The following is a 25,868-nucleotide window of genomic DNA, read 5'->3' as shown; positions in this document are numbered from 1 at the left end:
TTTTTTATTCTCGGAGTGTGTATGACCCCAGCCATCAATCTTGCGAAAAAACACAAAATTCCTCATCAAATACACCAGTATCAGCACGACGCGCGTGCCGAGAGTTACGGGCTCGAAGCCGCACAAGCATTAGGGCAAGATCCCAATAGCGTGTTTAAAACTCTACTGTTTTCACTCAATGGTGAGGCGAAAAACCTCGCTGTCGCAGTGATACCTGTTAACCAAAAACTCAATTTGAAGCAGGCGGCAAAAGCGGCAAAGGCTAAAAAAGCAGAGATGGCCGATCCGGCTATTGCGCAAACAGTGACAGGGTATATTGTGGGCGGAATCAGCCCGCTCGGGCAAAAGAAGCGATTGGCGACGTTTATCCATCAAAGTGCGTTGGAGCGTGAAACGATCTGTGTCAGCGCAGGTAAGCGAGGGTTGGAAATCGAATTGGCGGCGCAAGATTTGGCAAAACTGACCCAAGGCCAGTTTGCCAATCTTTGTGAAGGATGAGCGTGGATTAGCGCGCTTCTTCCTCTTCCATTTGTGCGTTGTCGACGACGTGGTTTTCTCCCAGGTCTTTTGGAAGAACCAGATTTAGCACAATCGCGACGATACCACATAGGCTCACGCCTTGGAGACTGAACTCACCGATGCCAAACGCCATACCACCAATACCAAAGACTAAGGTAATGGCAACGATGACGAGGTTACGAGATTTGTGCAAATCGACGTGATTTTTGATTAAGGTGTTCAATCCCACGGTCGCAATTGAGCCAAACAACAGAATCATGATACCGCCCATCACTGGCATAGGGATGGTTTGCAGCGCAGCGCCAAGCTTGCCGACCAACGCAAGGACAATAGCCGTCACCGCAGCGTAGGTCATGATCACAGGATTGAAGGCTTTGGTCAGCATGACTGCACCTGTCACCTCTGAGTAGGTGGTGTTGGGTGGCGCACCAAACAGTGATGCCGCCATCGTCGCGACCCCGTCCCCCGCAATCGTGCGATGAAGGCCGGGCTTTTTCAGGTAATCTTTTCCGGTGACGTTTGAAATGGCCAGCATGTCCCCAACGTGCTCTACCGCTGGCGCGATGGCAACGGGAATCATAAATAGAATGGCGTTAATGTTAAATTCAGGCGCCGTGAAGTTTGGTAGCGCAAACCATGCCGCTTCTTTGACGGGCGTGAAATCGACAATGCCGTAGCCCAAGCTCAGGCAGTATCCCACCACAATGCCCCCCAAAATAGGGGTGAGCTTGAGGAAGCCTTTGGCAAAGACACTCAGGAGAATCGTTGTGAGCAGTGAAACAGAAGAGATCACTAGCGCCGCTTGTCCATCAATCAGTTGCGTGCCATCGCCCCCTTTACCCAGTGCCATATTGACGGCGACGGGCGCCAATCCAAGACCAATCACCATAATGACCGGCCCAACCACAACGGGAGGCAGCAATTTATGGATAATCTCAACCCCACGAAGTTTGATTAGACCACCCAGTGCGACATACACCAAGCCAGCGGCCATCAAACCACCCATAGTGGCTGGTACACCCCAGGTTTGTACTCCGTAAAGGATAGGGGCGATAAAAGCGAAGGAGGAGGCGAGGAAGATGGGAACAGAGCGGCGAGTCATTAATTGAAAGAGTAAGGTACCAAGGCCAGCACCGAAGAGGGCAACGCTAGGGTCGAGTCCCGTCAGCAGCGGGACGAGAACCAGGGCCCCAAACGCAACAAACAGCATTTGTGCGCCTTGAATGGCATTTTTCATGTCGTCATTCCTTTGTAAAGCGGATAGTTTCGGTCTAGTACATAGCGATAGAGCATAGGTACTAAAAATAAAATCGCGAGATTTTAACATTAAAGCAAACGATTGCAATCTGAGCTTGATCAAATATTGCTCGTTTGAATAGGCAGGTGAACTGCGTTTACTCGGTGCTTTGCTATTTTAATCCGTGCGTTGCTGTTTCACTCCGAGAGTGGCTACGAGGAGAGTGTTAGCCATATCGCGCTTGCTGCTGCCAACCGACCGGGAAAGTTGCCCCGCAGCGGATAGTTGCTTATCATCGCTGTTTGTGAATTCGATTAGATGTAGGAAATGTATGCGCCGTTTAGCTTTACTCGCGCTCGGACTGATGGGTTTGCCAGCGATGGCCTTGACCAATGTGGATCTTTACCGAGCTGAAATCGTCATCGATCAAAGCGAGAATAACGCCGATACCCGAGCTCGCGAAGCAGGGATGAAGCAAGTCATCATTCGCGCGTCTGGCGACCCGCAAGCTGCGGATAACGAAGTCGTCAAGAAGGCCCTCTCTCAGAGCGCTCAGTACGTTTCTCAACTCGGCTACGGCAAAATCGGTGAGGATACCTCACTGCGTATGTCGTTTAGCGGCCCTCATATTCGCTCTCTACTCAGTCAAGCGCAACTGCCGCTTTGGCCAGCAACACGTGCGAACGTTTTAGTCTGGATGGTGGAAGAGACGCCCTACGATCGCACCATCATCTGGGAGCATTCTCGCTCTGAGACACTGGTCAACTTGCAGCAGCAAGCGCGAGAGCGAGGCTTGCCCGTGACCGTACCGGTTGGCGATTTTGATGACGTTACCGGAGTGGCTGTCTCAGACTTGTGGGGCGGCTTTATTCAGCCAGTGGGTCAAGCGAGTCAGCGCTACCCGGTTGATGCTGTCTTAGTGGTGAAAGTGCAAGGCGAATCACTACGTTGGACGTTATACGATCAAAAGCCTGCGACCATAGGGGTGACTCGTCAAGCACCGATTAGCGGCGCCAATAATGGTGCAGATGCGGCGAATAAAATGATTAACCAAATCAGCGACTACTACGCGAAAAAGAGTGCGGTGCTGGTGGCGAGTGAGTCTTCTGAGTCCGTGAAAGCACGCTTTATTGAACTCAATGACGCGATGGGCTTTTTCCAACTTGAGAATAAGCTCAAGGCACTGAGCTCAGTCGCCTCGTTAGACATCATCAAAATTCAGGGCAATCAGGTGACGTTTGATGTCCACTTGCTTGCCAGTGTTGAAGAGTTTGAGCAGCAGGTCTCTGCACTCGAAGTGACGCAACTGGAGACCCAGTTTATTCAAACTGAACCCGAGGTAGGGGAGCTCACGCCAACGTTGCCAGTGCAAGGCAGCGATGAGCTCAATCAGCCTAGCGATACGACGACGACCGATTCAACTCTTGTGGCGACAGAGAGTTCGCTGGCGGCTTCAGCCCCGCTTATTCAGACTGAAACGGTGCTGCTGTTCCAGTGGCAAGGTAAACCGTATCAACCTGAGCCGCTACTGATCCAGCCAGACAGTGACGTCTCTGCCAACGAAGCAGTGGCAGAGACTGAAGGTGTGGAGATGGAACCTATTGAGGTAGTAGAGTAAACCACATCAAGATTTGAGATGAGAAAGGGGCTGGATGATCCGCCCCTTTTGTCGTTTTTTACCCGGAGTATAAGGGTGAGTTGGCTAGATGGGTGACCATCAGCGTGACCTTATCCCTCAGACTTATCTTCAGCGCCGAACTTAGCACGCTCTTCTTTTTCCACTTTGGACAATCTTTTTAGTTTCATGCCCAACTCTTGTCCCCGTGCTCGTGCATAAAGGATGTTGCCAGCAAACGCGAGACTGGTGAGTAGCAGTTCAACCAGTGCTAAATAACGTTCGCCGTCGTCAATCCAAAGGATGGTCAAAGCGTGTAGGAAGTAGAGCATTAAAACAAAGTTTGCCCATGCGTGTGTATACGGTTTGCCGGCCAAAATCCCGGGCATAGGCAGCAGCAGTGGGATAGCCCAAGCAATCGCGAGTGTGGTGCTGTTGAGGTGAGGGTGAGGCGATAACGATAATTGCCACAGTCCAATCCAAGCGAGCAGCGCCAGATTGCCAAGCAGCGCCATCAAACGGTATCGTTTTGTGGTCGCTTGCATCTCTTGCATGGTTAGAGTTCCTTTAATTGACGTGCGCAGCGGGCAATACGTTTGCCGACTTGCTGAGCTAATGCTATTTCGTCTTGCGACAAGGTGCGTGGTTGATGTGTCGTGACCGCACTGGCGCCATAAGGCGTGCCCCCAGAGCGTGTGGCATGCAGAGCTGGTTCAGAATAAGGAATCCCCAAAATTAACATCCCATGGTGCAGTAGCGGTAACATCATAGACTGCAAGGTGGTTTCTTGGCCGCCGTGCATGGATGAGGATGCGGTGAAGACACAAGCGGGCTTATCAATCAGATCGCCCGCTAGCCATAATGGTGTCGTCTTATCCCAAAAGTGCTTTAACGCGCCAGCCATATTGCCAAACCATACAGGGCTGCCCATCGCAAGCCCCGCGCAGTTTTTCAACTCGTCCAGAGTAATAATGGGATCGAGGGGATCATCGCCGCTCTCTATCTCGTTGACGGTGCGAAGCAACGCTTCACAACCGTCAATCGACTCAATGCCTCGCGCAATCTGCTGTGCGAGTGAGCGGGTTGCACCGTGTCGACTGTAGTAAAGGACAATCAGGCGGCAGCTCATAGTAGCTCAAGCACCTGCTCTGGTGGTCGGCCATGTTTGGCATGACCTTTGTTGACAACAATAGGTCGCTCAATCAACTTCGGATGTTCCGCCATTGCGCGAAACAGGGTTTCATCGTCGGCATCGGCCAGTTGCAGCTCTTTGTAAATCTCTTCTTTGGTGCGCATCATGTCACGAACTTCAGAGAAGCCGAGTTGGCTAAAGAGTATCTTGAGCTCATCGACACTTGGGGTTTGCTCGAGATATTTGACGATGTGAGGCTCAACACCATTTTCTTCTAATAGCGCCAGTGTTTGACGGCTTTTTGAGCAGCGAGGGTTGTGATAAATCACGACAGACATAGTCTTTCTCCATTATTGTTATCGTTCGATCTTGTGTTATTGCAGCGCCATAAAGCGATCACGCTGAATCATAAGTTGGTCAATGCGTGCATCGTATCTCGCCTGTTTTAGGCTGCCAAGGTCAGCGAGTTGGCTGGCTTGAGTGTAATACTGAATCGCTTTGTTCCAGTTGGCTTTCAACGCCAAAATCTCCGCACGCGCGGCCAAATCTTCGTCACTGTACCCTAAGTGAATGCTGGCTTCCGAGAGCAAGTGCCATCCGTTGACATCATTTGGGTTGTCGTGGGTATAGCGCTGCAAGACTTTGGACGCGTCTTGATTCTTATCCATTTGCATCAAGACGTTGGCGTAGTTGATGGTCAGGACGGGGTTATTTGGTGTTGCTTTCAGAGCTTGCTCTAACAGCGTTTTGGCTTTCTCAGGTGTTTTTTGTGCGATATAGAGATCGCTCATCGCATCGAGATAAAAATGATTATTCGGCTGCTGCTTGTACAGTTCATGCAGGGTTTTGCTCGCTTCGTCGAGTTGGTTGTTGTCCATTTGCACCAGTGCTCGACCGTATTGGAATGCGCGTTTAATCTCGGGCTCTGCTTTTGCTTCGGTGCGCTCAAACCAATCGAGTGCCGCTTTCGAACTGATACCCGCATAGCGGGCGACGATACGCGCACGCGCTAAATGATAATCGAGTGACGAATCGACCCGTCTTGCCGGATAGTTTTGCGCACGAGCTCGGCTATCGGTGATGCGATCTTCAGGTAACGGGTGAGTGAGCAGCATTGGCGGTGGCGTACTCGCGTAACGGTACTCATCCGCTAAGCGACTGAAAAAGCGTGGCATGGCGTTGACGTCAAATCCCGCTTTCGCCAGCGTGGAGATGCCAAAGCGATCCGCTTCTTTTTCGTTCGAACGCGTGTAGTTGATTTGGCCCTGCATGCTGCCTGCGGTTGTCGCCGTAATGGCCGCAATTCCCGCTTCTGGCGCCGCAATCGCAAGTAGAAGGGCTCCCGCGAGAGCCGCCATGGTGGCAGGTGAACGTCTGGCTTGATCTTCCATACTGCGCGCTAAATGACGCTGCGTGACGTGAGCTATTTCGTGCGCCACGACGGAGGCGAGTTCACTTTCACTCTGTGCATGCAAAAATAATCCGCTGTGTAACGCGACATAACCACCGAAGAAGGCAAAGGCGTTGATGTTGCGGTCGCGGATCATAAAAAAGGTGAAGGGGGTTTTCACATCGTCCGCATTCGCCACCAATCGATGGCCTAAAGCGTCGATATATTCGTTGAGGACAGGGTCATTGACGATAGGCTGGCCGTTTCTCAACATGCGCATGTAGGCGTCGCCGTATTGCATCTCTTGTGCAATCGTCAAGGTGCCGCTGGCGGCGGTACCAATGTCGGGCAAGTCTAGTGTGTTGGCATACACCGGTGTAACAGGGCCGAAGCTGGCGGTAGATGTCCCTAAAACAGTCGCTACACACAAGCAAACGATAGAACGCGTACGTTTAAGCATAAATTTCCTGAAATGCTCCGTGGATATTGTCTCGACAGCAAGCTGAGCTGCACTTACTGCTTGGACACCGAGTTTTGCGGTTGGTTTCGAGTGCAATGTCTCGGTGGTCTCCCTGTGTTACCCGTCATTCTCTTAGTTGGTTGAGGGAGAGTCAAATAGCGGTCAAAGTTTGCCTAGCCGCCTCTATTTACACTGTCTCTTTTAAAAAAACACTATACAATACTTCACGATATAATATGCATCGAGCGGAAGAATGGAACCCAATATTTTGGATCTGCGCCAGGAGCGGTGCCCGATGGCGCTGTTATTAGCCAAACGTTACCTCACATCGCTTCATGAGCAGAGTTCAGCATCACTTCTTACCTCTGACCCGCAATCGTTGAAGGATATTCAGCGTTTTGTTACGGCGAAAGGGTGGCAACATGACTGCCAACCCCAAGAAGGCCACTTCGCTTTGCATGTTACTCTTTGTCTAGATGTCACAAGGGAAAACAGTTAAATGCTTGAAATGATCAATCGCTGGTACAAGCGACGCTTCTCTGATCCTCATGCCGTGAGCCTAGTGGCCATACTGCTCTTTGGTTTTATTACTATCTACTTTTTCGGCAACTTGATTGCGCCTTTGTTGGTGGCGATCGTGTTGGCTTATTTACTTGAATGGCCGGTCAATCAGTTGACCCGAGTTGGGCTGCCCCGCACCTTATCGGTGGTGGTGGTGATTCTGGGCTTTATCAGCATTATGCTGGTGGCTGTATTTGGTCTGGTACCAACGATTTGGCAACAGGTCGGCAACCTCATCAATGATATTCCCACCATGTATGTCGGTTTACAAAAAGTCATTGCTGAGTTGCCTAAGCGCTATCCAGAACTTGAGAATTTCCAGATCGTCGAATCTCTGGTGAGCAACACGAAAAATCAAGTATTGGGAATGGGAGAAAGCGTTGTCAAAGGGTCGTTGGCGTCTTTGGTGAGCTTGGCCACATTGGCTGTGTATTTGGTTCTCGTGCCACTGTTGGTGTTTTTCCTATTGAAAGATAAGCAAGAGATGCTAGAGATGGCCAGTGGCGTACTGCCGAGAAATCGTCGTCTCGCCAACAAAGTGTGGCTTGAGATGAATGAGCAGATCTCCAACTACATTCGCGGCAAAGTGATGGAAATCCTGATTGTGGGTGGCGTGAGCTACATTACGTTTGCGATTTTGGATCTGCGTTACGCGGTGTTATTGGCGGTGTCTGTCGGGCTTTCTGTGCTCATTCCTTATATTGGCGCGGCTGCCGTTACCTTGCCAGTGGCTATGGTCGGATTGTTCCAATGGGGATTCACACCACAATTCTACTGGCTGCTGTTGGCTTACGGCATAATCCAAGCGTTAGATGGCAATGTGTTGGTTCCGGTTCTGTTTTCTGAAGCGGTCAACTTACATCCGGTGGCGATCATCGTTGCTGTTTTAGTCTTTGGCGGATTGTGGGGTTTTTGGGGGGTCTTCTTCGCAATTCCTCTGGCCACTTTGGTTAAAGCGGTATGGCGTGCTCTTCCGAGTAGTGAAGAAGAGAATATTATTTCTTAGTAAGTCGTCAGTTGTCGGTGAAATAACGCCGCTAGAGTTAAAACTCTAGCGGCGTTATTTTTTATGCACTATTCATATTAGGGCAGAATTTTATTCGATAAAACCTCGATATTGCCAAGGGAGGTGTGCCGAACAAACCCAATGTGGACGAGGCGAGGTTGCATAAGGGCTAGATGACAAAAAAGTCGACTAGTACTTTTGAATTATCTGGTTTATGCAGCTAGATTTATACAGTCAGGTAGGAGTTGCCTGATAGAGCGATGAAATATTGAAAGGTTGAGTGAAAAAATTCACTCTTTTTGTTTACAAGTTATCGTTTCTATAAGAATTTACTCAAGTCAACGTCAGCACAGTCGATAGATATAACTACAATAATACGAACGACCTATACATTTTTCGAGGGAAGTTATGAGATTTAATCAAAAGATTGTCGCCGCATCGTCCGCGCTGCTATTTGTGACGGTCGCCCTGTTGTCCGTCCAGCAACTGTCCATTGTGAAAAACGAAGTCGAGGAGCTGGTGGATGTCAGCTTGAGCGAAATCGTTAACGGCGTAAGAAACACGGTGGTGTCCGAGATGGAAGCGAAAAAATCGTTGGCCCGCTCGTCGACTGAAGTGTTGCAGTTAGACCCATTCAATAAAGCACGTGTGAGTGAAATCCTTGAGCAGCCCAATTTGAAATCGAGCTTTCTTGCTGTGGGATATGGTTATGAGTCCGATGGGTCTCTGGTAGAAAACGACGATGGTTGGGAAGCCGATTCGAGTTATGACCCTCGCGTTCGTCCTTGGTATCAAGATGCGAAAGCCAAAGGAGCGTTGATTGTCACTGCGCCATACGTGGATGTCTCATCGAAGAAAGTCATTATTTCGATCGGCACGCCAGTGAAAGAAAACGGCAAAATGGTCGCCGGTATGTTCTATGACATGGAACTGGGTGGCTTGGCGGATTTGGTCAACACAGCCAATCTTCATGATGCGGGTTACCTGTTTATTATCTCAGGTGATGGCACGACCATTGCGCACCCTAACTCGGACTTTAACGGCGAGAACTTGTCGACCTACCTGCCTGAAGTAACGCTTCAAGAGGGTGAACAGCGCATCACGCAAGACGGTAAAGATTTCCTTATTAAATTGGCGCATGTTCCCAGTGAAAACTGGTACATTGGCGCGATTGTCGATGAAAGCGTCGCGTTTAAAGCCATCAGCGATATGCGTAATAGCTCGATCATTTACGTGATTATCGGTGTGGTGTTGAGTATTCTTGGCCTGACCTTCCTCATCAAAGTGTTGATGCGCCCACTAGGTACACTCAACGCGGCGATTCAAGATGTGGCATCTGGGCAAGGGGATTTGACCAAACGTCTTGATACCAACACAGATAAAGAGTTTGCCGAGCTTGCGTATGGCTTTAACCAGTTCACGGAAACGTTGCAGCAACAGATTCAACAATCGAAAGCGATCGGTGCAGAGATCCTACGCGGCACAGAGATGACGGTTCAAGGCTCGCACGAATCTGCCGAAGCAATGCGTAGTCAGTTACAAGAGCTTGAACAGTTGGCGACTGCGATGAACGAGATGGCGGTCACCGCGACGGAAGTGGCCAACAATGCACAAGGTGCTGCAGCTGCCGCGCGTGAGGCCGATGAAGCAACGCTTGATGGTACCTCGGTGGTGAGTGACACCACAGCCTCGATCGACATGCTTTCTGCTCGCATCGATCAAGCGGTTGAAGAAGTGCAAGGGCTTGAGTCGGCGACGGCTAACATTGAGACCATTTTGAAGGTCATCAATGACATTGCCGATCAAACTAACCTATTGGCACTGAACGCCGCGATTGAGGCTGCGCGTGCGGGTGAGTCGGGACGTGGGTTTGCGGTTGTAGCTGATGAAGTTCGAACTCTGGCGCAAAGAACCCAAGAGTCAACGACCGAAATTCGCAACATGATTGAGCAGCTACAAGCAGGCGCGAGCTCAGTGTCGGCCGCCATGAACGAAAGTAAAGCGACCGCGGTCGACGCTGTGGACAAAGCGCAAGCGGCCGATGGTGCACTGCAACGTATTCGTGATGCGATTCAGCGAATCTCGGATATGAATATGCAAATTGCGTCGGCGGCTGAGCAGCAGAGCTTGGTTGCAGAAGAGATCAACAGCAACACAGTGAAAATCAAAGATCTCTCTACACAGGTGACCAACGCGTCAGAAGAGGCCAGTATTGCCATGCAGGTTCAAACTGAGAACGTGCGAGAGCAAGACGCGATTCTCAACAAGTTCATTGTGTAGTTCCTACCTTTGATAGTAAAAATGCCAGCATTTCTGCTGGCATTTTTGTCTCTGTAATTTTCTCTATCCAACTTTTTCACGGTAAGGCGCGATGAGTGGGTGGTAAACGCAATCGTTAGGCTTTCTCATTCAGGTAGTTCAGAACCACTTCGTGATGGTCTTTCGTTTTGAACTTGTCGAACACGTGTTCAATCACACCGTCTTCGTTGATAAGGAAGCTAATGCGGTGCAAACCGTCATACACTTTACCCATAAATTTCTTTTCGCCCCACACACCGAACTGCTCGGCGACAGCGTGGTCTTCATCGGAAAGTAAGGTGAAGTTGAGCTCGTCACGTTCGATGAATTTACCGAGTCGTTTTACTGGGTCGATACTTACCCCCAACACCACCACGTTGTGCTTATCTAGCTCGGTTTTCACGTCACGCAGACCTTGTGCTTGAACTGTGCAGCCTGGCGTCATCGCTTTAGGGTAGAAGTAGAACAGCACTTTCTTGCCAGCGAAATCGGACAATGACACGGTATCGCCGTTTTGGTCGAGAAGAGAAAAAGCAGGAGCAGGAGAGCCGGCTTTGAGTGTATTCATGAAGTATTCCTTTCTTACTGACTATTTTTTAGAAAATTAAGTGAGCCTCGAACTTGTAGCTCTTTACATAAAGCGTTGAAGTCTTCTTGTAACTGCATCAGGTTACAACCCGAGTCGACAGAAGCAGAAATAGCGATATGGAACTGGTCTTGCGGCGCTTGAATCTTATCTTTATTGATCGTCTGGGCGCTAAGAGAAGAAAGGCCAATCTCTTTGCTGGCAAAGAACTGGGTGAACTGTTCCGTTAAGCCCGGTTTATCGTCCGACTCAATGAAGACTTCGACCATATAGCTATTGTCTGACAGAGTGTGAGGAGAAGTACGTTTCATCATGGTGATGAGATCATGTTCCTGGCCAAGTAAAGGCAAGGTGGTCTCGACGCGAGTGATGGCTGCGTTGCTTCCCGACAGCAGCATGATAAGCGTGAATTCACTACCAAATAGCGCAATACGACTATCAACAATGTTGCAACCCGAGTGCGTCACATGGTGAACGACTTGGTTACAGATGCCTGAGCGGTCTGTCCCTACCGCGGTAATCACCAGATGTTGGTTCATAATGTCACTTCAGTCATTGTTAACTTTGTTAATGAGATAGCTTAGCACAGTTAAAAGGGAGAAAGTTGCGGGATCTGTAGGTTTTCTAATCACCTAAATTGAGTGTTTTCACATTGTAGAGTGAAAGCGCGCAGCCTAAGTCAAATCGGGTTGTGGAGTGGTCTAGGTTGGGATAGATTTTACCCAGAATTGCGCCAACGCTAACATATGATAAATATTCACAGATTTAGGTGATTTAAGCGTGACGAACCGCTTGTGTTTTTCAATCCCCATACAGTAACATGCGATAAGTATCGAAATTAGGGAGATAGACATGTTTTCAGGAAGTATCGTCGCGTTAATTACACCGTTTAATCAAGAAGACGAAGTCGATTACGCGAGTCTGAAAAAACTGGTCGAATACCACATTGCTGCGGGCAGCAGCGGTATTGTTGCGGTAGGTACGACGGGTGAATCATCGACGTTATCGATAGAAGAGCATGTCAAGGTTGTACTCAAGACGCTGGAATTCGCGGATGGCCGTATTCCTGTTATAGCAGGCACAGGCGCGAACGCAACCCACGAGTCAGTCACCTTTAGCCGCCTATTGAATAATACGGGTATCGCCGGTTGTCTGAGCGTTACACCATACTACAACAAGCCAACACAAGAAGGTTTGTACCAGCACTACAAAGCGATCGCTGACGTCAGCGAAGTGCCGCTGATCCTATACAATGTACCGGGTCGTACTGCGGTAGACCTTAAACCTGAGACGGTTGCTCGCCTTTCTGAAATCGACAACATCGTTGCATTAAAAGATGCGACCGGTGATTTGAGTCGAATTGCGATTCATCGTGAACTTTGTGGCGAAGATTTTATCTTACTAAGTGGTGATGACTCGACGGGTTTGGATTTCGTCAAAATGGGTGGTCAAGGTGTGATTTCTGTGACCAACAATATTGCGGCTGCGGATATGGCGACCATGTTCCGCTTAGCCAGCGAAGGCAAATACGATGAAGCGGAAGTCATCAACCAACGTTTGATGCCTTTGCACAAGAATCTATTTGTGGAGTCAAGCCCGATTCCGGTCAAGTGGGCGGCGCATAAGTTGGGTCTGATTGACCACGGTAGCCTAAGATTGCCGCTGACAGAGCTGTCAGACAACGCGCAGCCGATTGTATCGCAAGCCATGACGGATGCGGGCATCTACTGATTTAGGATAACTGCCGAAGCTTAGCTTCGGCTTTGATTTCTTAGGAGTTTCAATGAAATTGTCTCACCAGCTAGTCGTTAGTTCACTAGCTGTTTTTGTTTTAAGCGCCTGCTCAGGCAGCGCCACGCAGCGTCGCCAAGCCAAAGACGACTTTGAGTATCTCAATGCCCCTGATTTAACCGAGTGGACGTTACCGGCGGGCGCAGAGCCTCAGTTTTACCCCAACTACCAAATTCCTCAAGGTGAGTTTAGCGGTGGAATTGGTCGTGAAGTGGATATCCGCCCTCCCCAGCAGGTCCTAGCCTTGATTCCTGGCGCGCGAGCAGAGCGCAAAGAAGGGGAAACGACATTATGGCTGCTACGCGAAGACGAACTGGATCGCGTTTGGCAAACTGCGCAAACCATGCTGAGTGAGCGCAACATCGGTATCGTAGAGCAAACGGCAGACCATATTGAAACCGATTGGGTGACATGGAATTCTGCTGATGAAGATGTGGAACTCAGCTCTCGCTACGATATCTCTCGTCTTGTGGCAAACAACCGCTACGGCTTCAAAATTTCTCTTATCGATTGGCGCGAAGGCGGTAAATCTATGCCTGTTACTGCGACCAATAAATCTCGCTACAACGCTTTGATGACCAATCTTGTCACCGCTCGCTATGATTTGGATTTGCGTGAAGAAGCGACGCGTAAAGCGCAAGAGCTGGTTAAACAGATCCCTATTACAATGGGCCGAGATCGCAGTGGTTTCCCGGTTATCATCGCTCGTACTCCATACGATGTCCTATGGCAGCGTTTGCCAGAATTGCTACCTAAGATGGGCTTTACCATCGAAGCGCGCAACCAATCTCAAGGCACCATCAAGGCCAAGTATGCCTCACCGGATGATGCGTTTTGGGATGATATCGGAGTGAAACCGACCGAGCTGAAAGCGGGAACTTATACCTTCCTCTTTGGCGATCTTGGGAACCGTACGTCCATCAACATTACCGATTCATCGGATGCCCCTGTGAATGAAGAGTTGTTGAAAGATATGGCGCCAGTGCTGGCGGCGGTGGCAGAAAAACAGGCCAAATAGGTGTTGTCTGCATCATCCAAACGTAAAAAAGCTGACCTAGAGTCAGCTTTTTTGATCTTAATTGTCTTTAGATTTTCATTTATCCAAAGACCAACGCGTTTAGAGCGTCATCGCGGCAATCCAGCCAAAGACGATCAATGGGATGTTGTAGTGGATAAAGGTCGGGACAACCGTTTCCCATACGTGCTCATGCTGCCCATCGGCATTCAGGCCAGACGTCGGGCCTAAGGTCGAATCAGAGGCCGGAGAGCCTGCATCACCAAGCGCTGCCGCCGTACCGACAAGGGCAACGGTCGCCAGTGGTGAAAAACCAAACGCAGCAGCAAGTGGAACGTAAATGGTGGCGATAATAGGAATAGTGGAGAAAGAAGAACCGATACCCATGGTGACTAATAGGCCAACAATGAGCATCAGAAGCGCAGCGAGCGGTTTGTTGTCACCAATGCTGGTAGAGAGTGCTTCAACCAAAGATTCAACACCACCGGTTTGCTTCATGACCGCTGCAAAGCCTGCGGCTGCAATCATGATGAAGCCAATCATAGCCATCATGTGCACACCCTTAGTAAAGACATCCTGAGTTTCACGCCAGGCAATCACACCACCAAAGGTAAAGACCATAAAGCCAGCTAGGGCACCGACAATCATTGAACCGGTCGAGAGCTGAACCGTCAATGCCGCGATAATACCCAATGCGGCAGTCAGAACGTTCTTCTTGTTCACTTGGGTGGTGTTCTCTTCCACATGCGTCAGCTCCGTCTCTTTGTAGATTCGAGGCTTACGGTAGCTGACAAAAATAGCCGTGATCAGACCAAACACCATACCCGCAGCAGGGAGCAGCATCGCCATCGGCACTTGGCTTGCGGTGACAGACTCAAGACCGTTGTCGTGCAAGTTTTTCAGTAAGATGTTGTTGAGGAAAATGCCACCAAAACCGATCGGCAACACCATGTATGGCGTGACCAGGCCAAAAGTCAGCACACAGGCAATCATGCGGCGGTCAAGGTTCAGTTTTGCAAATACGCCTAGCAAAGGTGGAATAAGAATAGGGATGAAGGCGATATGGACAGGAATGACGTTTTGCGATGACATGGTCACTAGAATCAGGGCAACCAGCACGGCGTACTTAAGGCCAAGTGACGCATTGGCATTCTCTTTACCATGAATACGTTTGATCACGCTGCTTGCTAGAAGGTCGGTGATGCCGGATTTTGAAATCGCAACGGCAAACGTACCTAGCATCGCGTAGCTCAGTGCAATCGTTGCGCCGCCACCTAGACCACTTTCAAACGCGGAAACCGCCTCATTTAGACTCATGCCAGAGACGAGGCCGCCGATGATAGCACTGAATGTCAGCGCGACCACGACGTTCACGCGCATTAGGGCAAGCGCTAGCATAACGCAAACGGAAATAACAACAGGGTTCATAACTTACTCGATAATTGTGTTTACATGTTTTTAGTATTAATCGGCGTCGTCGCTCAGTGGCCAGCCGCCTAGGGCTTTCCATTTATTGACGATGCCACAGAAAAGCTCTGCGGTTTTCTCCGTGTCGTAGAGCGCAGAGTGGGCTTCTTTGTTGTCAAATTCCATCCCTGCGGTTTTACACGCTTTGGCCAGAACAGTTTGACCGTAGGCCAAACCACTTAATGCGGCAGTATCAAAGGTGGCGAAGGGGTGAAATGGGACGCGTTTGAGCTTGCTACGTTCGCTTGCTGCCATGACAAAACTGTGGTCAAAAGTGGCATTGTGCGCAACGATGATAGCTCGGCTACAGTCCGCCGCTTTTTGCTCGCGGCGAACAAGCTTATAAATCTCTTTTAATGCTTCGGCTTCTGTCACTGCGCCGCGAAGCGGGCTAAATGGGTCACGAATCCCATTGAATTCTAGGGCTTCTTTTTCTAAGTTCGCCCCTTCAAATGGTTCAACATGGAAGTGAATCGTTGACGCAGGGTGGAGGTCGCCATTTTCATCCATACGTAAGGTGACCGCGCAGATTTCCAAGAGGGCATCGGTTTGGGCGTTAAATCCTGCGGTCTCGACGTCGATCACCACTGGGAAATAGCCTCGAAAGCGTTTTTTAAGCGTCAATGCTTCGTTTTCTGAACTCATGTTGGTCTATTGTTATGTGACAGGGGCAGCATTATTGCAGATTCTGTCAACAAGAAAAACCGTTAATCTCTTTGATGGCGACGCTGGGGAATGAAAGTGTTGGCGAGCTTTTTGCATCATTCTCACCAAAGTCATGCAGACAGAGTGACAAGCGGCAACGCCAGTCACCCAGCAGTATTAGAGATGAAGCATACTATGAACAAATTCTACGTTGCCTGTTTAGGGCTAGTCATTGCCGGTTTTGAAGCGAACGCCTTTGCGCTTGAGAAGCGCTATGTGGCAACGCCGATGCAGTCAACCTGGCAAATGGTTGCCAATACGCCGCTAGAATGTAAGTTGGTTCATCCTATCCCAAACTACGGCGATGCGGTGTTTTCTTCCCAAGCCAGTAAAAAGATCAATCTGGACTTTGAGCTGAAGATGAAACGGCCAATGGGGCAGACAAGAGACGTTAGCTTAGTGTCGATGCCTCCAGCATGGCGACCTGGCGATGGCGCTAGCCGCATGTCGAGCATTCAGTTTTTTCAGCAATTTGATGGTTACGTTGGTGGACAAACCGCGTGGAGCATTTTGGGTGAGCTTGAAAAGGGGCGTTATCCCACGTTTAGCTATCAAGAGTGGCAAAGTCGTGACGAGCGGGTAGAGGTGGCGTTGTCGTCGGTGCTTTTTCAGCCCACCTACAACGTATTTAGTGACTGTATTGCCAACTTGTTGCCTTACAGCTTTGAAGATATCGCCTTCACCATTTTGCATTATGACCGTTCTAGCGTAGAGCTGAATAAAGCTTCGCAAAAACGCCTTGCACAAATTGCGGAGTACATTAAACACAACCAAGATATCGACTTGGTGTTGGTATCGACATACACCGACTCGTTAGACAGTAAAGCCGCCAGCCAAAGTTTATCTGAGCAGCGTGCTGAAGTGCTGCAACGTTACTTCCGTTCGCTTGGTTTACCGGAAGACAGGATTCAAGTTCAAGGTTATGGGCGTCGTCGTCCGGTGGCGGACAACGCATCACCGCTTGGCAAAGATAAAAACCGCCGCGTAGTGATTTCTCTCGGTCGTACCCAAGTCTAAAAAAACAGCGCCAAAATTTGGCGCTGTTTTTGTATCGACTGCATAACTTCAGTATTAAGGCAAAACATGAAGCCAAGTTGTTATCAAGATAGCCGATCAATTCAGCTTAAACTGTGCGATTAAGTTGCAATTGGTCGCTGTATCGATGTCTTGTACCATGCGAGCGATGGTCGGATTGGGGTGGCGTTTCATAAATTCCACTAACGCCTTTTTACAGCAGCCGATCGAAGAGACAAAGGCGTCACAGTCTGAATTCGGGCATTGAGGGATCAGCGTCAGCACTTTCTCTGAAGCGAGCTGTAAATACTTCAGTTCATACTTTTCATCGCCCATCGAGCGCCAGAAGGTCGCTAGGTTGTGGCACGAAATCACCGAGATCATCAGTCGGTCTTCGATATCGACATCGACCTGTTCTCCCAGTCGTTCGCTCAGTGTTAATGCCTGTTGATAATGCAGAATACTGCGTAAGTGGTCTTGGTCCTTAAACGCGACGTCTGCGAGCAGTGTGTGTTTTTCCCATTCTGCCAGTTGCATGCTTGTCTCTCCTCTCTATGAGAAGGATAAGATTAAGTGATAATCATTATCATGTAAAGCAAATAAAAATGGGCAGCCGAGGCTACCCATAGGTTGAATTGATTGGCACTGTTAGCCTTCAAGCCCAGCTGTCGCTTGCTTGTTTTGAATCAACTCAATTTTGTAACCGTCTGGATCTTCAACAAACGCGATGTGTGTCGTGCCACCTTTTACGGGGCCTGGCTCACGGGTCACATTGCCGCCTGCGGCTTTGATCGCATCACAAGTAGCGTAGATGTCATCGACACCCACTGCTACATGGCCAAATGCGTTGCCAAGATCGTAACTGTCGGTACCCCAGTTGTACGTTAGCTCAATCACCGCGCCTTGCGACTCATCGCCATAGCCAACGAAAGCCAACGTGTATTGGTATTCTGTGTTTTCGTTTTTACGTAACAGAGACATGCCCATTACGTCAGTGTAGAACTGAATAGATTTGTCGAGATCACCTACGCGTAGCATGGTGTGTAGAATGCGTCCGTTTGACATGTGCCTAGCTCCTAGTTGTCGGGGTAAACTTTCTCTTTATATTCACACAGGTCTTCAATCAAGCAACTGCCACACCTTGGCTTACGGGCCAAACAGGTGTAGCGGCCATGAAGGATCAACCAGTGATGTACGTCGAGTTTGAATTCTTTGGGGACCACCTTAAGCAGTTTCTCTTCTACTTGGTCAACGTTCTTGCCCATAGCGAATTTGGTGCGATTGGAGACGCGGAAAATGTGCGTGTCGACCGCAATCGTTGGCCAACCAAAGGCAGTGTTGAGGACGACATTCGCCGTCTTGCGACCCACTCCAGGTAGTGCCTCGAGTGCCTCACGGTTTTCAGGCACCTCACCGTTATGTTGGTCGAGCAGAATACGACAGGTTTTGATGACGTTTTCTGCTTTTGAGTTAAATAAGCCAATGGTTTTGATGTACTCTTTCACGCCGTCAACACCGAGATCAAACATCGCTTGTGGCGTGTTGGCAACAGGGTAGAGCTTGTCAGTGGCTTTGTTGACACTGACATCGGTGGCTTGAGCCGAGAGGAGAACCGCGATCAGCAGCTCGAAAGGCGTGTTCCAATTCAGCTCCGTTTGCGGGTGCGGATTGTCATCTCTTAGCCTCTGTAGAATTTGAATGCGTTTCTCTTTGTTCATTATTCGCTGACTTCCCGTGTGTTGATTAGCTGGTCACCCGCGCTCTTTCTATCGTTGGTTTGGTTTTTTCTTTGCGCGCGCTCAGTCGACTATCGATGGTGTTTTTAATCGCAATCAGCAGCCCAACGCCGATGAAGGCACCTGGCGGCAGCATTGCCAGCAGGAAATTGCTGTCAAATTGGAACACTTCAATTCGCAGCGCCGTTGCCCACTGCCCTAGCAGCAGCTCTGCACCATCAAATAAGGTACCGTTGCCAAGAATCTCACGCATTGCTCCCAAAATGACAAGAATAATCAGCATCCCCATGCCCATCCAAAAACCGTCTTGAGCGGCAAGAAGTGGTATGTTTTTCGAGGCAAACGCTTCAGCGCGTCCGATGATGATGCAGTTGGTCACGATAAGGGGGATAAAGATGCCTAGCGACAAATACAAACCGTAAGCGTATGCGTTCATCAGCAGCTGCACGCAGGTCACTAACGAGGCAATGATCATCACAAAGACCGGAATGCGTACCTCTTTTGGCACATAGTCGCGTACTAAAGAGACGGTCACGTTCGATCCAACCAGAACCAGCAGGGTCGCAATCCCCAAGCCAAGCGCATTAGTGACGGTAGAGGAGACCGCCAGTAAAGGGCATAGGCCAAGTAGTTGGACCAGTGCGGGGTTGTTGTCCCACAAACCATTCTTAATCAGTGTTTGATGTTCAGTCACGCGCACCTCCGCAATTTAGCGGTTGAGATTGAATGTCACCACGATGGTCGTTGACATACTCTAACGTATTACGTACCGCCTTGACGACCGCTCTTGGGGTGATGGTCGCCCCAGTAAATTGATCAAATTGCCCGCCGTCTTTGCGCACTTTCCAACTGGCCTGGTTATCCGCAGTCAGCACTTTGCCGGTAAAGCCGAGGATCCAATCTGTGATACGTAAATCAACTTTGTCACCGAGTCCGGGGGTCTCTTGATGGCTCAATACTCGGGTGCCGGTGACGGTACCGTCTTGTTTCACGCCAATAATGAGTTTGATGGAACCGTTATAGCCATCGGGCGCGATGGCTTCAATCGCCATGGCGCTAGGCTCGCCATTTAAGGAAGCGAGGTAGACTGGCATAGGTTCAGCCGTGCCAAGCAGCGGATCCGTCACCAAGGTACAGGCTTGGTAGAGATCATTGTCGTGCAGATCATGTGGGATGACCTGATTGAGTACCGAGAGCAACTGCGCTTGCTCCTGGCGCTGGATCTGATCGGCGGTCAAGTAGTGAGTCAGCGCAACTAAGCCTGTAGAAGCACAGGCAAAGATGGCAAGGATTGCGCCGTTGTTACGTATAGCGTTCAGCATGATACCCCTCAGTGACCGTAAGTTTTGGGTTTGGTGTAGTAATCAATCATGGGTACACACATATTGCCCAGTAGCACCGCAAAGGCAACGCCATCTGGGAAGCCGCCCCACGTTCGAATGATAAAGACCATAGCGCCAATAAAGGCCCCAAATACCAAGCGTCCCTTGACAGTGGTCGACGCCGACACCGGATCGGTTGCGATAAAAAAGGCGCAGATCATGGCTGCGCCAGACAGGAGGTGCAAGATGGGTGAGGCGGTCTCTCCTGGCATGATGAGCATAAAAATGCCGCTCATGGCAGCGAGGCTAGCGAGAAAACTCACAGGGATGTGCCAACTGATGATGCGCAGTTTTATCAGCATCAAACCACCGAACAAATACGCCAAGTTGACCCATTCCCAACCGACGCCGCCTAAACCGCTAAATTGCGCTTGTCGCATCACTTCCACACTGGTATTTCCTGCAAGCAGGCCAGTTTTAAACGCATCGAGTGGCGTGGCCATAGTGATGCCATCGATACCGGTGCGAATTTGTTGTAGCGACAGCCCCTCTTGACTGTAACCGCTAAAGATTAGCGACAAGGTATCGGCAAGGGAGGTGCTGACGGGTTGCAGTGTGCTTGGCGCCATCCAACTGGTCATCTGGACAGGGAAGGAGATGAGCAACACCACGTAGGCGACCATTGCTGGGTTAAAGAGGTTTTGTCCAATACCGCCGTAGAGGTGTTTTGCGATGACGATGGCGAACACCAATCCAATCACCATCATCCACCAAGGGGAAAGAGGCGGAATGGCCACAGCCAGCAACCAAGCGGTCACGATGGCGCTGTTATCACGCAGTGCCGACATGGGTGAGCGGCCACGAACCAGCATCACCACGCTTTCAAGTAGCAGTGCCAGTGCAATGGCAAAAATCAGTTGGATCAAAGTGCCCCAACCAAAAAAGTAGATTTGAGCGGCAAGCCCGGGCAAGGCGCAGACGGCGACCCATTTCATCAAATCCGGCGTGCTTTTACGGCTGTGAGCATGGGGGGAACTTGCGATAAAGAACGCCACTAGTTGTTCTCCTCAGAAGGTTTAGATGATTGTTGGGCGGCTTTACGAGCTTTTGCGCGAGCAATCGCTGCCGCGACTGCGGCTTTTTTCGGATCCTCAGCAGGCTCATTCTTAGCTTGAGTTTCTTCGCTGCTAGAGTCTGCGTCGCTCTCTTGCTGCGCCTTACGCGCTTTGGCGCGCGCAACCGCTGCCGCCACGGCGGCTTTTTTCGGATCCTCAGCAGGCTCATTCTTAGCTTGAGTCTCTTCGCTGCTGGAGTCTGCGTTGCTCTCTTGCTGCGCTTTACGCGCTTTAGCGCGCGCAACCGCTGCTGCGACGGCGGCTTTTTTCGGATCCTCAGCAGGCTCATTCTTAGCTTGAGCCTCTTCGCTGCTGGAGCCCGTTTCGTTCTCTTGCTGCACCTTACGAGCTTTAGCGCGAGCAATCGCTGCCGCGACTGCCGCTTTTTTTGGATCCTCTGCTGGCTTGTGCTCTTCAGGTGTCTCTTCGCTACTGTTACTTGCTAATGCGGCTTTGCGCGCTTTCGCTCTGGCCACAGCAGCGGCGACGGCGGAAGATTTGTCTGTTTCGCTTTGCTCATCACTTTGAGTGGTTTCTTGTTGCGCTTTCTGCGCTTTTTTCTCGCGGGCTTGACGTTTACGCTCTTCTCGCAACTTGGCCATTTCCGTGTTGTCCGGTTGGTCGCTGCTGCTTGTCGCTTGCTCTCTAGCCGCTTCTTGTTTCGCTTTGGCTCTGGCAATCGCGGCGGCGACCGCTGGCTTGGTTTTGCTGTCTTCGCTTGTGGATTTTTGCGCTTTCACACGCGCGATGGCGGCGGCGATGGCGTCATCTCCTCCACTAGCTTTCATCTCGCTGCGACGTTCATCCGCGGCTTTTTTGAAGCGATTCTCACGTTCGGCTTTGTCGCGTTCCATACGCGCTTTTTTCTCTTCAAAGCGGAGTTTGGCACGCTCTGCTGCTTGCGCTTCTTCTTTGCGCGTGCGTATCTCCGCTTTGGCCTGGCGATAATATTGCACCAGTGGGATCTCGCTAGGGCAGACGTACGCACAAGCGCCACATTCAATGCAGTCTTTTAGATTGAGCTCTTCACATTTTTCATACTCTTGCGATTTCGCATACCACTGCAACTGTTGAGGCAATAGTGACGCGGGGCAAACCTCAGCGCACTGAGCACAGCGAATGCACGCCATTTCCGTACCCGCAGGGGCGATCTCGCGGCGAGTTGGGGCAAGAATACAGTTGGATGTTTTTGTGATGGGCACATTGGCGTGCGGCAAGGTAAAGCCCATCATTGGCCCACCCATGATCAATCGAGGTAGGCGCTTATCTGCTTGATAGCCGAACTCGTCGAGCAGCGCTTGAACTGGGGTACCCAAAGCCGCAAGGACGTTGCGTGGTTGACGAAATGCATTGCCCGTTAACGTAACGATGCGCTCAATCAAAGGTTCACCATCCACAACGGCGCGTTTGATGGCGTACAGCGATCCGACGTTTTGTACCATCATCCCAATGTCCGCTGGGATGCCATCGGCGGGGACTTCTTTGTTAGTCAGCAGTTTGATGAGCTGCTTTTCGCCGCCCGAGGGGTACTTAGTCGGTACGACACGAATGATCAGGTTTTTGTCTTGCGCTGCCGCTTCTAAGGCTGCAATCGCCTCAGGTTTGTTGTCTTCAATGCCGATCACGGTCAGCTTTGGCTTGAGAATATGCTCGACAATCTCGATGCCCGTGATCACCTCTTGTGCAAACTCTCGCATCAAGGTGTCATCGGCGGTGATGTAGGGTTCACACTCAGCGGCATTGATGATCAAAATCTCGGTACGCGAGAGGCCTGATTGAATCTTTTTCGCGGTAGGAAAGCCAGCGCCTCCCATACCAGAAATCCCCGCTAGGCGGATCTTTTCAATCAGAGCTTCTGGAGAGTGTTGGCTGAAATCAGGCCAAGGGGCTTTGTCATACCAGGTGTCTTTGCCATCGGGTTGAATGACAATGCAGGTCTCCGCCAAACCGGAAGGGTGGGCGGTGGTACGAGGCTCAATCGCCGTAATGGTGCCTGAGGTGGGCGCGTGCACGGGCAACGTGAACGTGACGTCGTACTTGGTTAACGGCTCACCTTTTAAGACGTGCGCGCCGATATCAACCAGTAATGTCCCTTCTTTGCCGATGTGCTGTTTGAGAGGCAGCACAATTTCAGTTGGCAACGAGGCGCGAACCAATTCACTGCCCAGCGACTGCTGTTTATTCTCTGGTGGGTGAATTCCCCCAGGAAACTGCCACAGCGTACCTGATTTAATTTGTTCGATTAATGACAACATACCAGTCCTTAATTCACGCTTTTCTGCGCGGAGGCAGAATCGGTAATATCAACAACAGGAATGGCGTCCAGTTGCCACTTCCAGTTCGCTGTAGTGTTTTCTACAGGAATCATTTCAATGCAGTCCGTTGGGCACGGCGCGACACACAAATCACAGCCAGTACATTCATCTTTAATCACGGTATGCAGTGCTTTGGTGCCGCCAACAATGGCATCAACCGGGCAGGCTTGAATACACTTGGTGCAGCCAATACACATATCCTCATGAATAAAGGCGACTTTTTTGACGGCTTCATCTAGGTCATGCGCAGACTCTGTCGCTTCGACACCCATTAAATCCGCCAGCTTCTCAATGGTGGCTTGACCGCCGGGAGGACACTTGTTGATCTCGTCTCCCGTGGCGATCGCTTCCGCATAAGGGCGACAGCCAGGGTAGCCGCACTGGCCACACTGCGTTTGCGGTAAAATCGCGTCGATTTGATCGACGATCGGATCGGCTTCTACTTTGAAGCGGATGGAGGCGAAGCCCAAGATTGCGCCAAACAGCGCAGCAAGCGCGGCAATCGCGATAACGGCAATTAGGATGGCACTCATTACAGCTTCACCAACCCAGTAAAGCCCATAAAGGCGAGAGACATCAGTCCTGCGGTGATCATCGCAATGGACGCCCCTTTAAATGGGACTGGCACATCCGCAGCGTTAATACGTTCACGCATCGAAGCGAACAAAATCAGCACCATAGAGAAACCCACAGCAGCGCCAAAGCCGTAGATAATCGATTGGATAAAGTTGTGGTTCTCATTGATGTTAAGCAGGGCAACACCCAGTACCGCACAGTTGGTGGTGATCAACGGCAGGAAGATGCCGAGTAAGCGGTAGAGTGTCGGGCTGGTTTTGTGTACCACCATTTCTGTGAACTGCACGACGACGGCGATAACAAGAATGAAGCTCATGGTACGTAAGTATTGCAACCCAAGCGGCAGCAAGATGTAGTTTTCTACTAAATACGCGCACACGGAAGCGAGGGTTAACACGAACGTCGTCGCGAGCCCCATACCAATAGCGGTCTCTAATTTCTTAGACACCCCCATAAATGGACATAAACCCAGGAATTTTACCAGTACAAAGTTGTTTACCAGCACAGTGCCGACCAACAACAAAAGATATTCGGTCATAGTTATATAATTTAGATATTCCGATCCCGACATTATCCTGCTTTGGATGCCTAATAACAACCAAGGAAAGATAAGGTTTTATATTGTTGAATGAAAATTATACGGGATCGTGCGTCGTTTGGTCAGCCAAGTCACTAATTTGTCGTCGCTCGTTCACTTGGGTCGAGTTCAGGATAGCGCTCTGATATCGCTTTTAGTTCGCTTTGATGCTCGCGCAGTGCATTGACGCAATCACGATCCAATTTACCCATCTGAACCATCTTTTCCAGCTCTAGTAGTGCGTAAAGAATCGACGATGCCTGTTTATACGGGCGATGTGTGATCAAAGCGTCAAAGATATTTGCGACGCAGACAATACGAGCGGCGAGAGGGATCTCATTGCCTTTTAGATGGCGAGGATACCCCGAGCCATCGAGAAACTCATAGTGGTGCGCAATGATGTGTAAAAACAGTTCAGCACTGGGGTGACCACTTGCGCCCGCTTGCTCAATGAACTCATGAATGATGGCTTCGCCCGCTTGAACATGTTCTCTGAGTGTGGCGAGTTCTACCTCGGTCAACTTACCGGGTTTACACAGTAGCTCGGCCGGTAGCGTGACTTTGCCAATGTCGTGATACTGCGAAAATAAGCTGAGGTGTTCAATGGTTTCGTCATCGAGATCGTATTTGAGCGCAAGGCCCGTTGCTATTACATGTGTAAAACTGGCGACGCGCTGTTTGTGCGCCCGAGATTCTCGTTGATAGAGCGGAAACTGCGCAGCGTGCTTGCAAGCGCAATTGATCAAGGTATCCACCAGCTGATACTCAGAAAAAATCGACAACCTCATCATCTCCAAGTAAGGCTTAAGGGTATCGAGCGCCACCGGTGTAAACGCACTCTCTTGATAAGAGTTGAGGAAGATGAACCCAAGGAATCGATCATGGATAAAGGTTGGTATGGTCGCCGAAGAACGGTAGCCATCGCGCAGTAAAGACTCAATATGCGGCGAGCGGCGCAATGTTTTTAGATGCGTCAAAATGACCGGGCTGCGCGATTGCAGGCTTTGGCGCAGCGTCGGTAATGAACTCAGTGGCGCTTCGTAATGGGTAATATTGAGCGAAAGCGAGGTACTGTCGGCGTAACTGCGCAGCAAATGATCTCTGTCGTCATACAGGGCAAAACTTAAGTGGTCGAGAGCGGGATGGTGAACTTGCATACGCTCCAACAAGCCGGTCATTTGCTCGTTTAGGTGATGGGTTTGTGCCAGTGAAGAGTGGCGATGCAGTGTTGAGTTTTCCATGATGCCCCCCTTACAAAATCAACGCCAACGATGAATCAAGAACGAACCGATTGTTGTGCCTCACTGGGTATTGAATGTGTGCACACTCAGTTTCGGCCACATAGCTTCGGACAAGCAGTAATCTGCAATCTGCAACTTACCTACTTAAGTGTAGACAGGGATAACTCGCTTGGCGGGGAAAGGCAGAGCT

27 protein-coding genes are annotated in these 25,868 nt (G+C 50.2%); 8 read left to right on the top strand and 19 right to left on the bottom strand.

The window, feature by feature from the left end:
• Window positions 1–21 precede the first annotated feature (21 nt).
• Window positions 22–498 (top strand): Cys-tRNA(Pro) deacylase, encoded by a 477-nt coding sequence (gene ybaK / locus AC6R1O_RS07740; protein ID WP_334551167.1) that lies wholly within the window; start codon window positions 22–24, stop codon window positions 496–498.
• A gap of 7 nt (window positions 499–505) precedes the next feature.
• On the opposite strand, the gene AC6R1O_RS07735 is transcribed toward ybaK, so the two are convergent.
• Entirely contained in the window at window positions 506–1,756 is a 1,251-nt protein-coding gene (locus AC6R1O_RS07735) for a uracil-xanthine permease family protein (protein WP_334551166.1), read from the bottom strand.
• 331 nt (window positions 1,757–2,087) lie between these two features.
• On the opposite strand from AC6R1O_RS07735, the gene AC6R1O_RS07730 reads away from it, so the two are divergent.
• Window positions 2,088–3,374, top strand: a complete 1,287-nt coding sequence (locus tag AC6R1O_RS07730) for a DUF2066 domain-containing protein (protein ID WP_500631849.1) — start codon at window positions 2,088–2,090, stop codon at window positions 3,372–3,374.
• A 110-nt stretch (window positions 3,375–3,484) separates the two neighbouring features.
• Here the strand turns inward: AC6R1O_RS07730 and AC6R1O_RS07725 are convergent, their stop codons facing one another.
• Genes AC6R1O_RS07725 through bepA form a run of 4 tightly spaced genes read right to left on the bottom strand, consistent with a single transcriptional unit; the run spans window position 3,485 to window position 6,353 of the window.
• Complete coding sequence (locus tag AC6R1O_RS07725; protein WP_500656787.1) at window positions 3,485–3,925, bottom strand: DUF2069 domain-containing protein; 441 nt, start codon at window positions 3,923–3,925, stop codon at window positions 3,485–3,487.
• Window positions 3,926–3,927: 2 nt separating this feature from the next.
• Complete coding sequence (gene wrbA / locus AC6R1O_RS07720) at window positions 3,928–4,500, bottom strand: NAD(P)H:quinone oxidoreductase (RefSeq protein WP_500631851.1); 573 nt, start codon at window positions 4,498–4,500, stop codon at window positions 3,928–3,930.
• Window positions 4,497–4,841: an arsenate reductase (glutaredoxin) gene (gene arsC, locus AC6R1O_RS07715; protein ID WP_500631852.1), complete on the bottom strand. Its 345-nt coding sequence runs from the start codon at window positions 4,839–4,841 to the stop codon at window positions 4,497–4,499. Before arsC ends, wrbA begins: the two co-directional genes overlap by 4 nt.
• Before the next feature lie 36 nt (window positions 4,842–4,877).
• On the bottom strand, window positions 4,878–6,353 hold the full coding sequence (gene bepA, locus AC6R1O_RS07710; RefSeq protein ID WP_500656786.1) for a beta-barrel assembly-enhancing protease: 1,476 nt from the start codon (window positions 6,351–6,353) through the stop codon (window positions 4,878–4,880).
• Window positions 6,354–6,606: 253 nt separating this feature from the next.
• On the opposite strand from bepA, the gene AC6R1O_RS07705 reads away from it, so the two are divergent.
• The 3 genes from AC6R1O_RS07705 (at window position 6,607) to AC6R1O_RS07695 (ending at window position 10,200) form a co-directional block, all read left to right on the top strand.
• Window positions 6,607–6,852: a sulfurtransferase TusA family protein gene (locus tag AC6R1O_RS07705; protein ID WP_500632791.1), complete on the top strand. Its 246-nt coding sequence runs from the start codon at window positions 6,607–6,609 to the stop codon at window positions 6,850–6,852.
• Window positions 6,853–7,920: an AI-2E family transporter gene (locus AC6R1O_RS07700; RefSeq protein WP_334551158.1), complete on the top strand. Its 1,068-nt coding sequence runs from the start codon at window positions 6,853–6,855 to the stop codon at window positions 7,918–7,920.
• Window positions 7,921–8,328: 408 nt separating this feature from the next.
• The gene (locus AC6R1O_RS07695) at window positions 8,329–10,200 is read left to right on the top strand and encodes a methyl-accepting chemotaxis protein (RefSeq protein WP_500632790.1); all 1,872 of its coding nucleotides are present in this window, start codon (window positions 8,329–8,331) and stop codon (window positions 10,198–10,200) included.
• 115 nt (window positions 10,201–10,315) lie between these two features.
• On the opposite strand, the gene bcp is transcribed toward AC6R1O_RS07695, so the two are convergent.
• Both bcp and AC6R1O_RS07685 read right to left on the bottom strand, forming a co-directional pair.
• On the bottom strand, window positions 10,316–10,786 hold the full coding sequence (bcp, locus tag AC6R1O_RS07690; protein ID WP_500632789.1) for a thioredoxin-dependent thiol peroxidase: 471 nt from the start codon (window positions 10,784–10,786) through the stop codon (window positions 10,316–10,318).
• Between the two features lie 14 nt (window positions 10,787–10,800).
• A complete protein-coding gene (locus AC6R1O_RS07685) occupies window positions 10,801–11,343 on the bottom strand; it encodes a glycine cleavage system transcriptional repressor (RefSeq protein ID WP_500628591.1) in 543 nt (180 codons plus the stop codon).
• A gap of 313 nt (window positions 11,344–11,656) precedes the next feature.
• Here AC6R1O_RS07685 and dapA point away from each other — a divergent pair, with 313 nt between their 5' ends.
• Together dapA and bamC are read left to right on the top strand one after the other, a co-directional pair.
• The gene (gene dapA / locus AC6R1O_RS07680; RefSeq protein WP_500628592.1) at window positions 11,657–12,535 is read left to right on the top strand and encodes a 4-hydroxy-tetrahydrodipicolinate synthase; all 879 of its coding nucleotides are present in this window, start codon (window positions 11,657–11,659) and stop codon (window positions 12,533–12,535) included.
• 52 nt (window positions 12,536–12,587) lie between these two features.
• Window positions 12,588–13,613, top strand: coding sequence for an outer membrane protein assembly factor BamC (bamC, locus tag AC6R1O_RS07675; protein ID WP_500633261.1), 1,026 nt, complete (start codon window positions 12,588–12,590; stop codon window positions 13,611–13,613).
• A gap of 99 nt (window positions 13,614–13,712) precedes the next feature.
• On the opposite strand, the gene AC6R1O_RS07670 is transcribed toward bamC, so the two are convergent.
• Together AC6R1O_RS07670 and rnt are read right to left on the bottom strand one after the other, a co-directional pair.
• On the bottom strand, window positions 13,713–15,038 hold the full coding sequence (locus AC6R1O_RS07670; RefSeq protein ID WP_500628594.1) for a Na+/H+ antiporter family protein: 1,326 nt from the start codon (window positions 15,036–15,038) through the stop codon (window positions 13,713–13,715).
• Between the two features lie 36 nt (window positions 15,039–15,074).
• Window positions 15,075–15,722 carry a ribonuclease T gene (rnt, locus tag AC6R1O_RS07665; protein ID WP_334551149.1) on the bottom strand — a complete coding sequence of 216 codons (648 nt, stop codon included), beginning with the start codon at window positions 15,720–15,722 and terminating at the stop codon, window positions 15,075–15,077.
• A 195-nt stretch (window positions 15,723–15,917) separates the two neighbouring features.
• On the opposite strand from rnt, the gene motY reads away from it, so the two are divergent.
• The gene (gene motY, locus AC6R1O_RS07660) at window positions 15,918–16,799 is read left to right on the top strand and encodes a flagellar protein MotY (protein WP_334551147.1); all 882 of its coding nucleotides are present in this window, start codon (window positions 15,918–15,920) and stop codon (window positions 16,797–16,799) included.
• A 96-nt stretch (window positions 16,800–16,895) separates the two neighbouring features.
• On the opposite strand, the gene AC6R1O_RS07655 is transcribed toward motY, so the two are convergent.
• The 10 genes from AC6R1O_RS07655 to AC6R1O_RS07610 all read right to left on the bottom strand — a co-directional run bounded on the left by AC6R1O_RS07655 (window position 16,896) and on the right by AC6R1O_RS07610 (window position 25,678).
• A complete protein-coding gene (locus tag AC6R1O_RS07655; protein WP_334551145.1) occupies window positions 16,896–17,333 on the bottom strand; it encodes a DUF2753 domain-containing protein in 438 nt (145 codons plus the stop codon).
• 111 nt (window positions 17,334–17,444) lie between these two features.
• Window positions 17,445–17,861: a lactoylglutathione lyase gene (gene gloA, locus AC6R1O_RS07650; RefSeq protein ID WP_334551144.1), complete on the bottom strand. Its 417-nt coding sequence runs from the start codon at window positions 17,859–17,861 to the stop codon at window positions 17,445–17,447.
• Between the two features lie 11 nt (window positions 17,862–17,872).
• The gene (gene nth / locus AC6R1O_RS07645) at window positions 17,873–18,514 is read right to left on the bottom strand and encodes an endonuclease III (RefSeq protein WP_334551142.1); all 642 of its coding nucleotides are present in this window, start codon (window positions 18,512–18,514) and stop codon (window positions 17,873–17,875) included.
• A 25-nt stretch (window positions 18,515–18,539) separates the two neighbouring features.
• A complete protein-coding gene (locus AC6R1O_RS07640) occupies window positions 18,540–19,226 on the bottom strand; it encodes an electron transport complex subunit E (RefSeq protein WP_500631859.1) in 687 nt (228 codons plus the stop codon).
• The gene (rsxG, locus tag AC6R1O_RS07635) at window positions 19,219–19,854 is read right to left on the bottom strand and encodes an electron transport complex subunit RsxG (protein WP_500633259.1); all 636 of its coding nucleotides are present in this window, start codon (window positions 19,852–19,854) and stop codon (window positions 19,219–19,221) included. The genes AC6R1O_RS07640 and rsxG overlap by 8 nt, the downstream gene beginning before the upstream one ends.
• 8 nt (window positions 19,855–19,862) lie before the next feature.
• Complete coding sequence (rsxD, locus tag AC6R1O_RS07630; protein ID WP_500633258.1) at window positions 19,863–20,909, bottom strand: electron transport complex subunit RsxD; 1,047 nt, start codon at window positions 20,907–20,909, stop codon at window positions 19,863–19,865.
• Window positions 20,909–23,224, bottom strand: a complete 2,316-nt coding sequence (rsxC, locus tag AC6R1O_RS07625; RefSeq protein WP_500633256.1) for an electron transport complex subunit RsxC — start codon at window positions 23,222–23,224, stop codon at window positions 20,909–20,911. Before rsxC ends, rsxD begins: the two co-directional genes overlap by 1 nt.
• An 8-nt stretch (window positions 23,225–23,232) precedes the next feature.
• A complete protein-coding gene (gene rsxB / locus AC6R1O_RS07620) occupies window positions 23,233–23,817 on the bottom strand; it encodes an electron transport complex subunit RsxB (protein ID WP_334551134.1) in 585 nt (194 codons plus the stop codon).
• The gene (gene rsxA, locus AC6R1O_RS07615; RefSeq protein ID WP_334551133.1) at window positions 23,817–24,398 is read right to left on the bottom strand and encodes an electron transport complex subunit RsxA; all 582 of its coding nucleotides are present in this window, start codon (window positions 24,396–24,398) and stop codon (window positions 23,817–23,819) included. Before rsxA ends, rsxB begins: the two co-directional genes overlap by 1 nt.
• A 134-nt stretch (window positions 24,399–24,532) precedes the next feature.
• Window positions 24,533–25,678: an HD domain-containing phosphohydrolase gene (locus AC6R1O_RS07610; protein ID WP_500631863.1), complete on the bottom strand. Its 1,146-nt coding sequence runs from the start codon at window positions 25,676–25,678 to the stop codon at window positions 24,533–24,535.
• Window positions 25,679–25,868 lie beyond the last annotated feature (190 nt).

The sequence above is a fragment of the Vibrio sp. R11-SG3-ISO3-SZ genome (genome assembly GCF_059834345.1).
The sequence above is the reverse complement of the archived record's forward strand: the minus strand, read 5'-3'. Positions and strand labels throughout refer to the sequence as shown.

Excerpts from the sequence above, each read along its gene's own strand:
- ybaK (WP_334551167.1), top strand. The coding sequence starts at position 22 with ATGACCCCAGCCATCAATCTTGCGAAAAAACACAAAATTCCTCATCAA.
- AC6R1O_RS07735 (WP_334551166.1), bottom strand. The coding sequence starts at position 1,756 with ATGAAAAATGCCATTCAAGGCGCACAAATGCTGTTTGTTGCGTTTGGG.
- AC6R1O_RS07730 (WP_500631849.1), top strand. The coding sequence starts at position 2,088 with ATGCGCCGTTTAGCTTTACTCGCGCTCGGACTGATGGGTTTGCCAGCG.
- AC6R1O_RS07725 (WP_500656787.1), bottom strand. The coding sequence starts at position 3,925 with ATGCAAGAGATGCAAGCGACCACAAAACGATACCGTTTGATGGCGCTG.
- wrbA (WP_500631851.1), bottom strand. The coding sequence starts at position 4,500 with ATGAGCTGCCGCCTGATTGTCCTTTACTACAGTCGACACGGTGCAACC.
- arsC (WP_500631852.1), bottom strand. The coding sequence starts at position 4,841 with ATGTCTGTCGTGATTTATCACAACCCTCGCTGCTCAAAAAGCCGTCAA.
- bepA (WP_500656786.1), bottom strand. The coding sequence starts at position 6,353 with ATGCTTAAACGTACGCGTTCTATCGTTTGCTTGTGTGTAGCGACTGTT.
- AC6R1O_RS07705 (WP_500632791.1), top strand. The coding sequence starts at position 6,607 with ATGGAACCCAATATTTTGGATCTGCGCCAGGAGCGGTGCCCGATGGCG.
- AC6R1O_RS07700 (WP_334551158.1), top strand. The coding sequence starts at position 6,853 with ATGCTTGAAATGATCAATCGCTGGTACAAGCGACGCTTCTCTGATCCT.
- AC6R1O_RS07695 (WP_500632790.1), top strand. The coding sequence starts at position 8,329 with ATGAGATTTAATCAAAAGATTGTCGCCGCATCGTCCGCGCTGCTATTT.
- bcp (WP_500632789.1), bottom strand. The coding sequence starts at position 10,786 with ATGAATACACTCAAAGCCGGCTCTCCTGCTCCTGCTTTTTCTCTTCTC.
- AC6R1O_RS07685 (WP_500628591.1), bottom strand. The coding sequence starts at position 11,343 with ATGAACCAACATCTGGTGATTACCGCGGTAGGGACAGACCGCTCAGGC.
- dapA (WP_500628592.1), top strand. The coding sequence starts at position 11,657 with ATGTTTTCAGGAAGTATCGTCGCGTTAATTACACCGTTTAATCAAGAA.
- bamC (WP_500633261.1), top strand. The coding sequence starts at position 12,588 with ATGAAATTGTCTCACCAGCTAGTCGTTAGTTCACTAGCTGTTTTTGTT.
- AC6R1O_RS07670 (WP_500628594.1), bottom strand. The coding sequence starts at position 15,038 with ATGAACCCTGTTGTTATTTCCGTTTGCGTTATGCTAGCGCTTGCCCTA.
- rnt (WP_334551149.1), bottom strand. The coding sequence starts at position 15,722 with ATGAGTTCAGAAAACGAAGCATTGACGCTTAAAAAACGCTTTCGAGGC.
- motY (WP_334551147.1), top strand. The coding sequence starts at position 15,918 with ATGAACAAATTCTACGTTGCCTGTTTAGGGCTAGTCATTGCCGGTTTT.
- AC6R1O_RS07655 (WP_334551145.1), bottom strand. The coding sequence starts at position 17,333 with ATGCAACTGGCAGAATGGGAAAAACACACACTGCTCGCAGACGTCGCG.
- gloA (WP_334551144.1), bottom strand. The coding sequence starts at position 17,861 with ATGTCAAACGGACGCATTCTACACACCATGCTACGCGTAGGTGATCTC.
- nth (WP_334551142.1), bottom strand. The coding sequence starts at position 18,514 with ATGAACAAAGAGAAACGCATTCAAATTCTACAGAGGCTAAGAGATGAC.
- rsxG (WP_500633259.1), bottom strand. The coding sequence starts at position 19,854 with ATGCTGAACGCTATACGTAACAACGGCGCAATCCTTGCCATCTTTGCC.
- rsxC (WP_500633256.1), bottom strand. The coding sequence starts at position 23,224 with ATGTTGTCATTAATCGAACAAATTAAATCAGGTACGCTGTGGCAGTTT.
- rsxB (WP_334551134.1), bottom strand. The coding sequence starts at position 23,817 with ATGAGTGCCATCCTAATTGCCGTTATCGCGATTGCCGCGCTTGCTGCG.
- rsxA (WP_334551133.1), bottom strand. The coding sequence starts at position 24,398 with ATGACCGAATATCTTTTGTTGTTGGTCGGCACTGTGCTGGTAAACAAC.
- AC6R1O_RS07610 (WP_500631863.1), bottom strand. The coding sequence starts at position 25,678 with ATGGAAAACTCAACACTGCATCGCCACTCTTCACTGGCACAAACCCAT.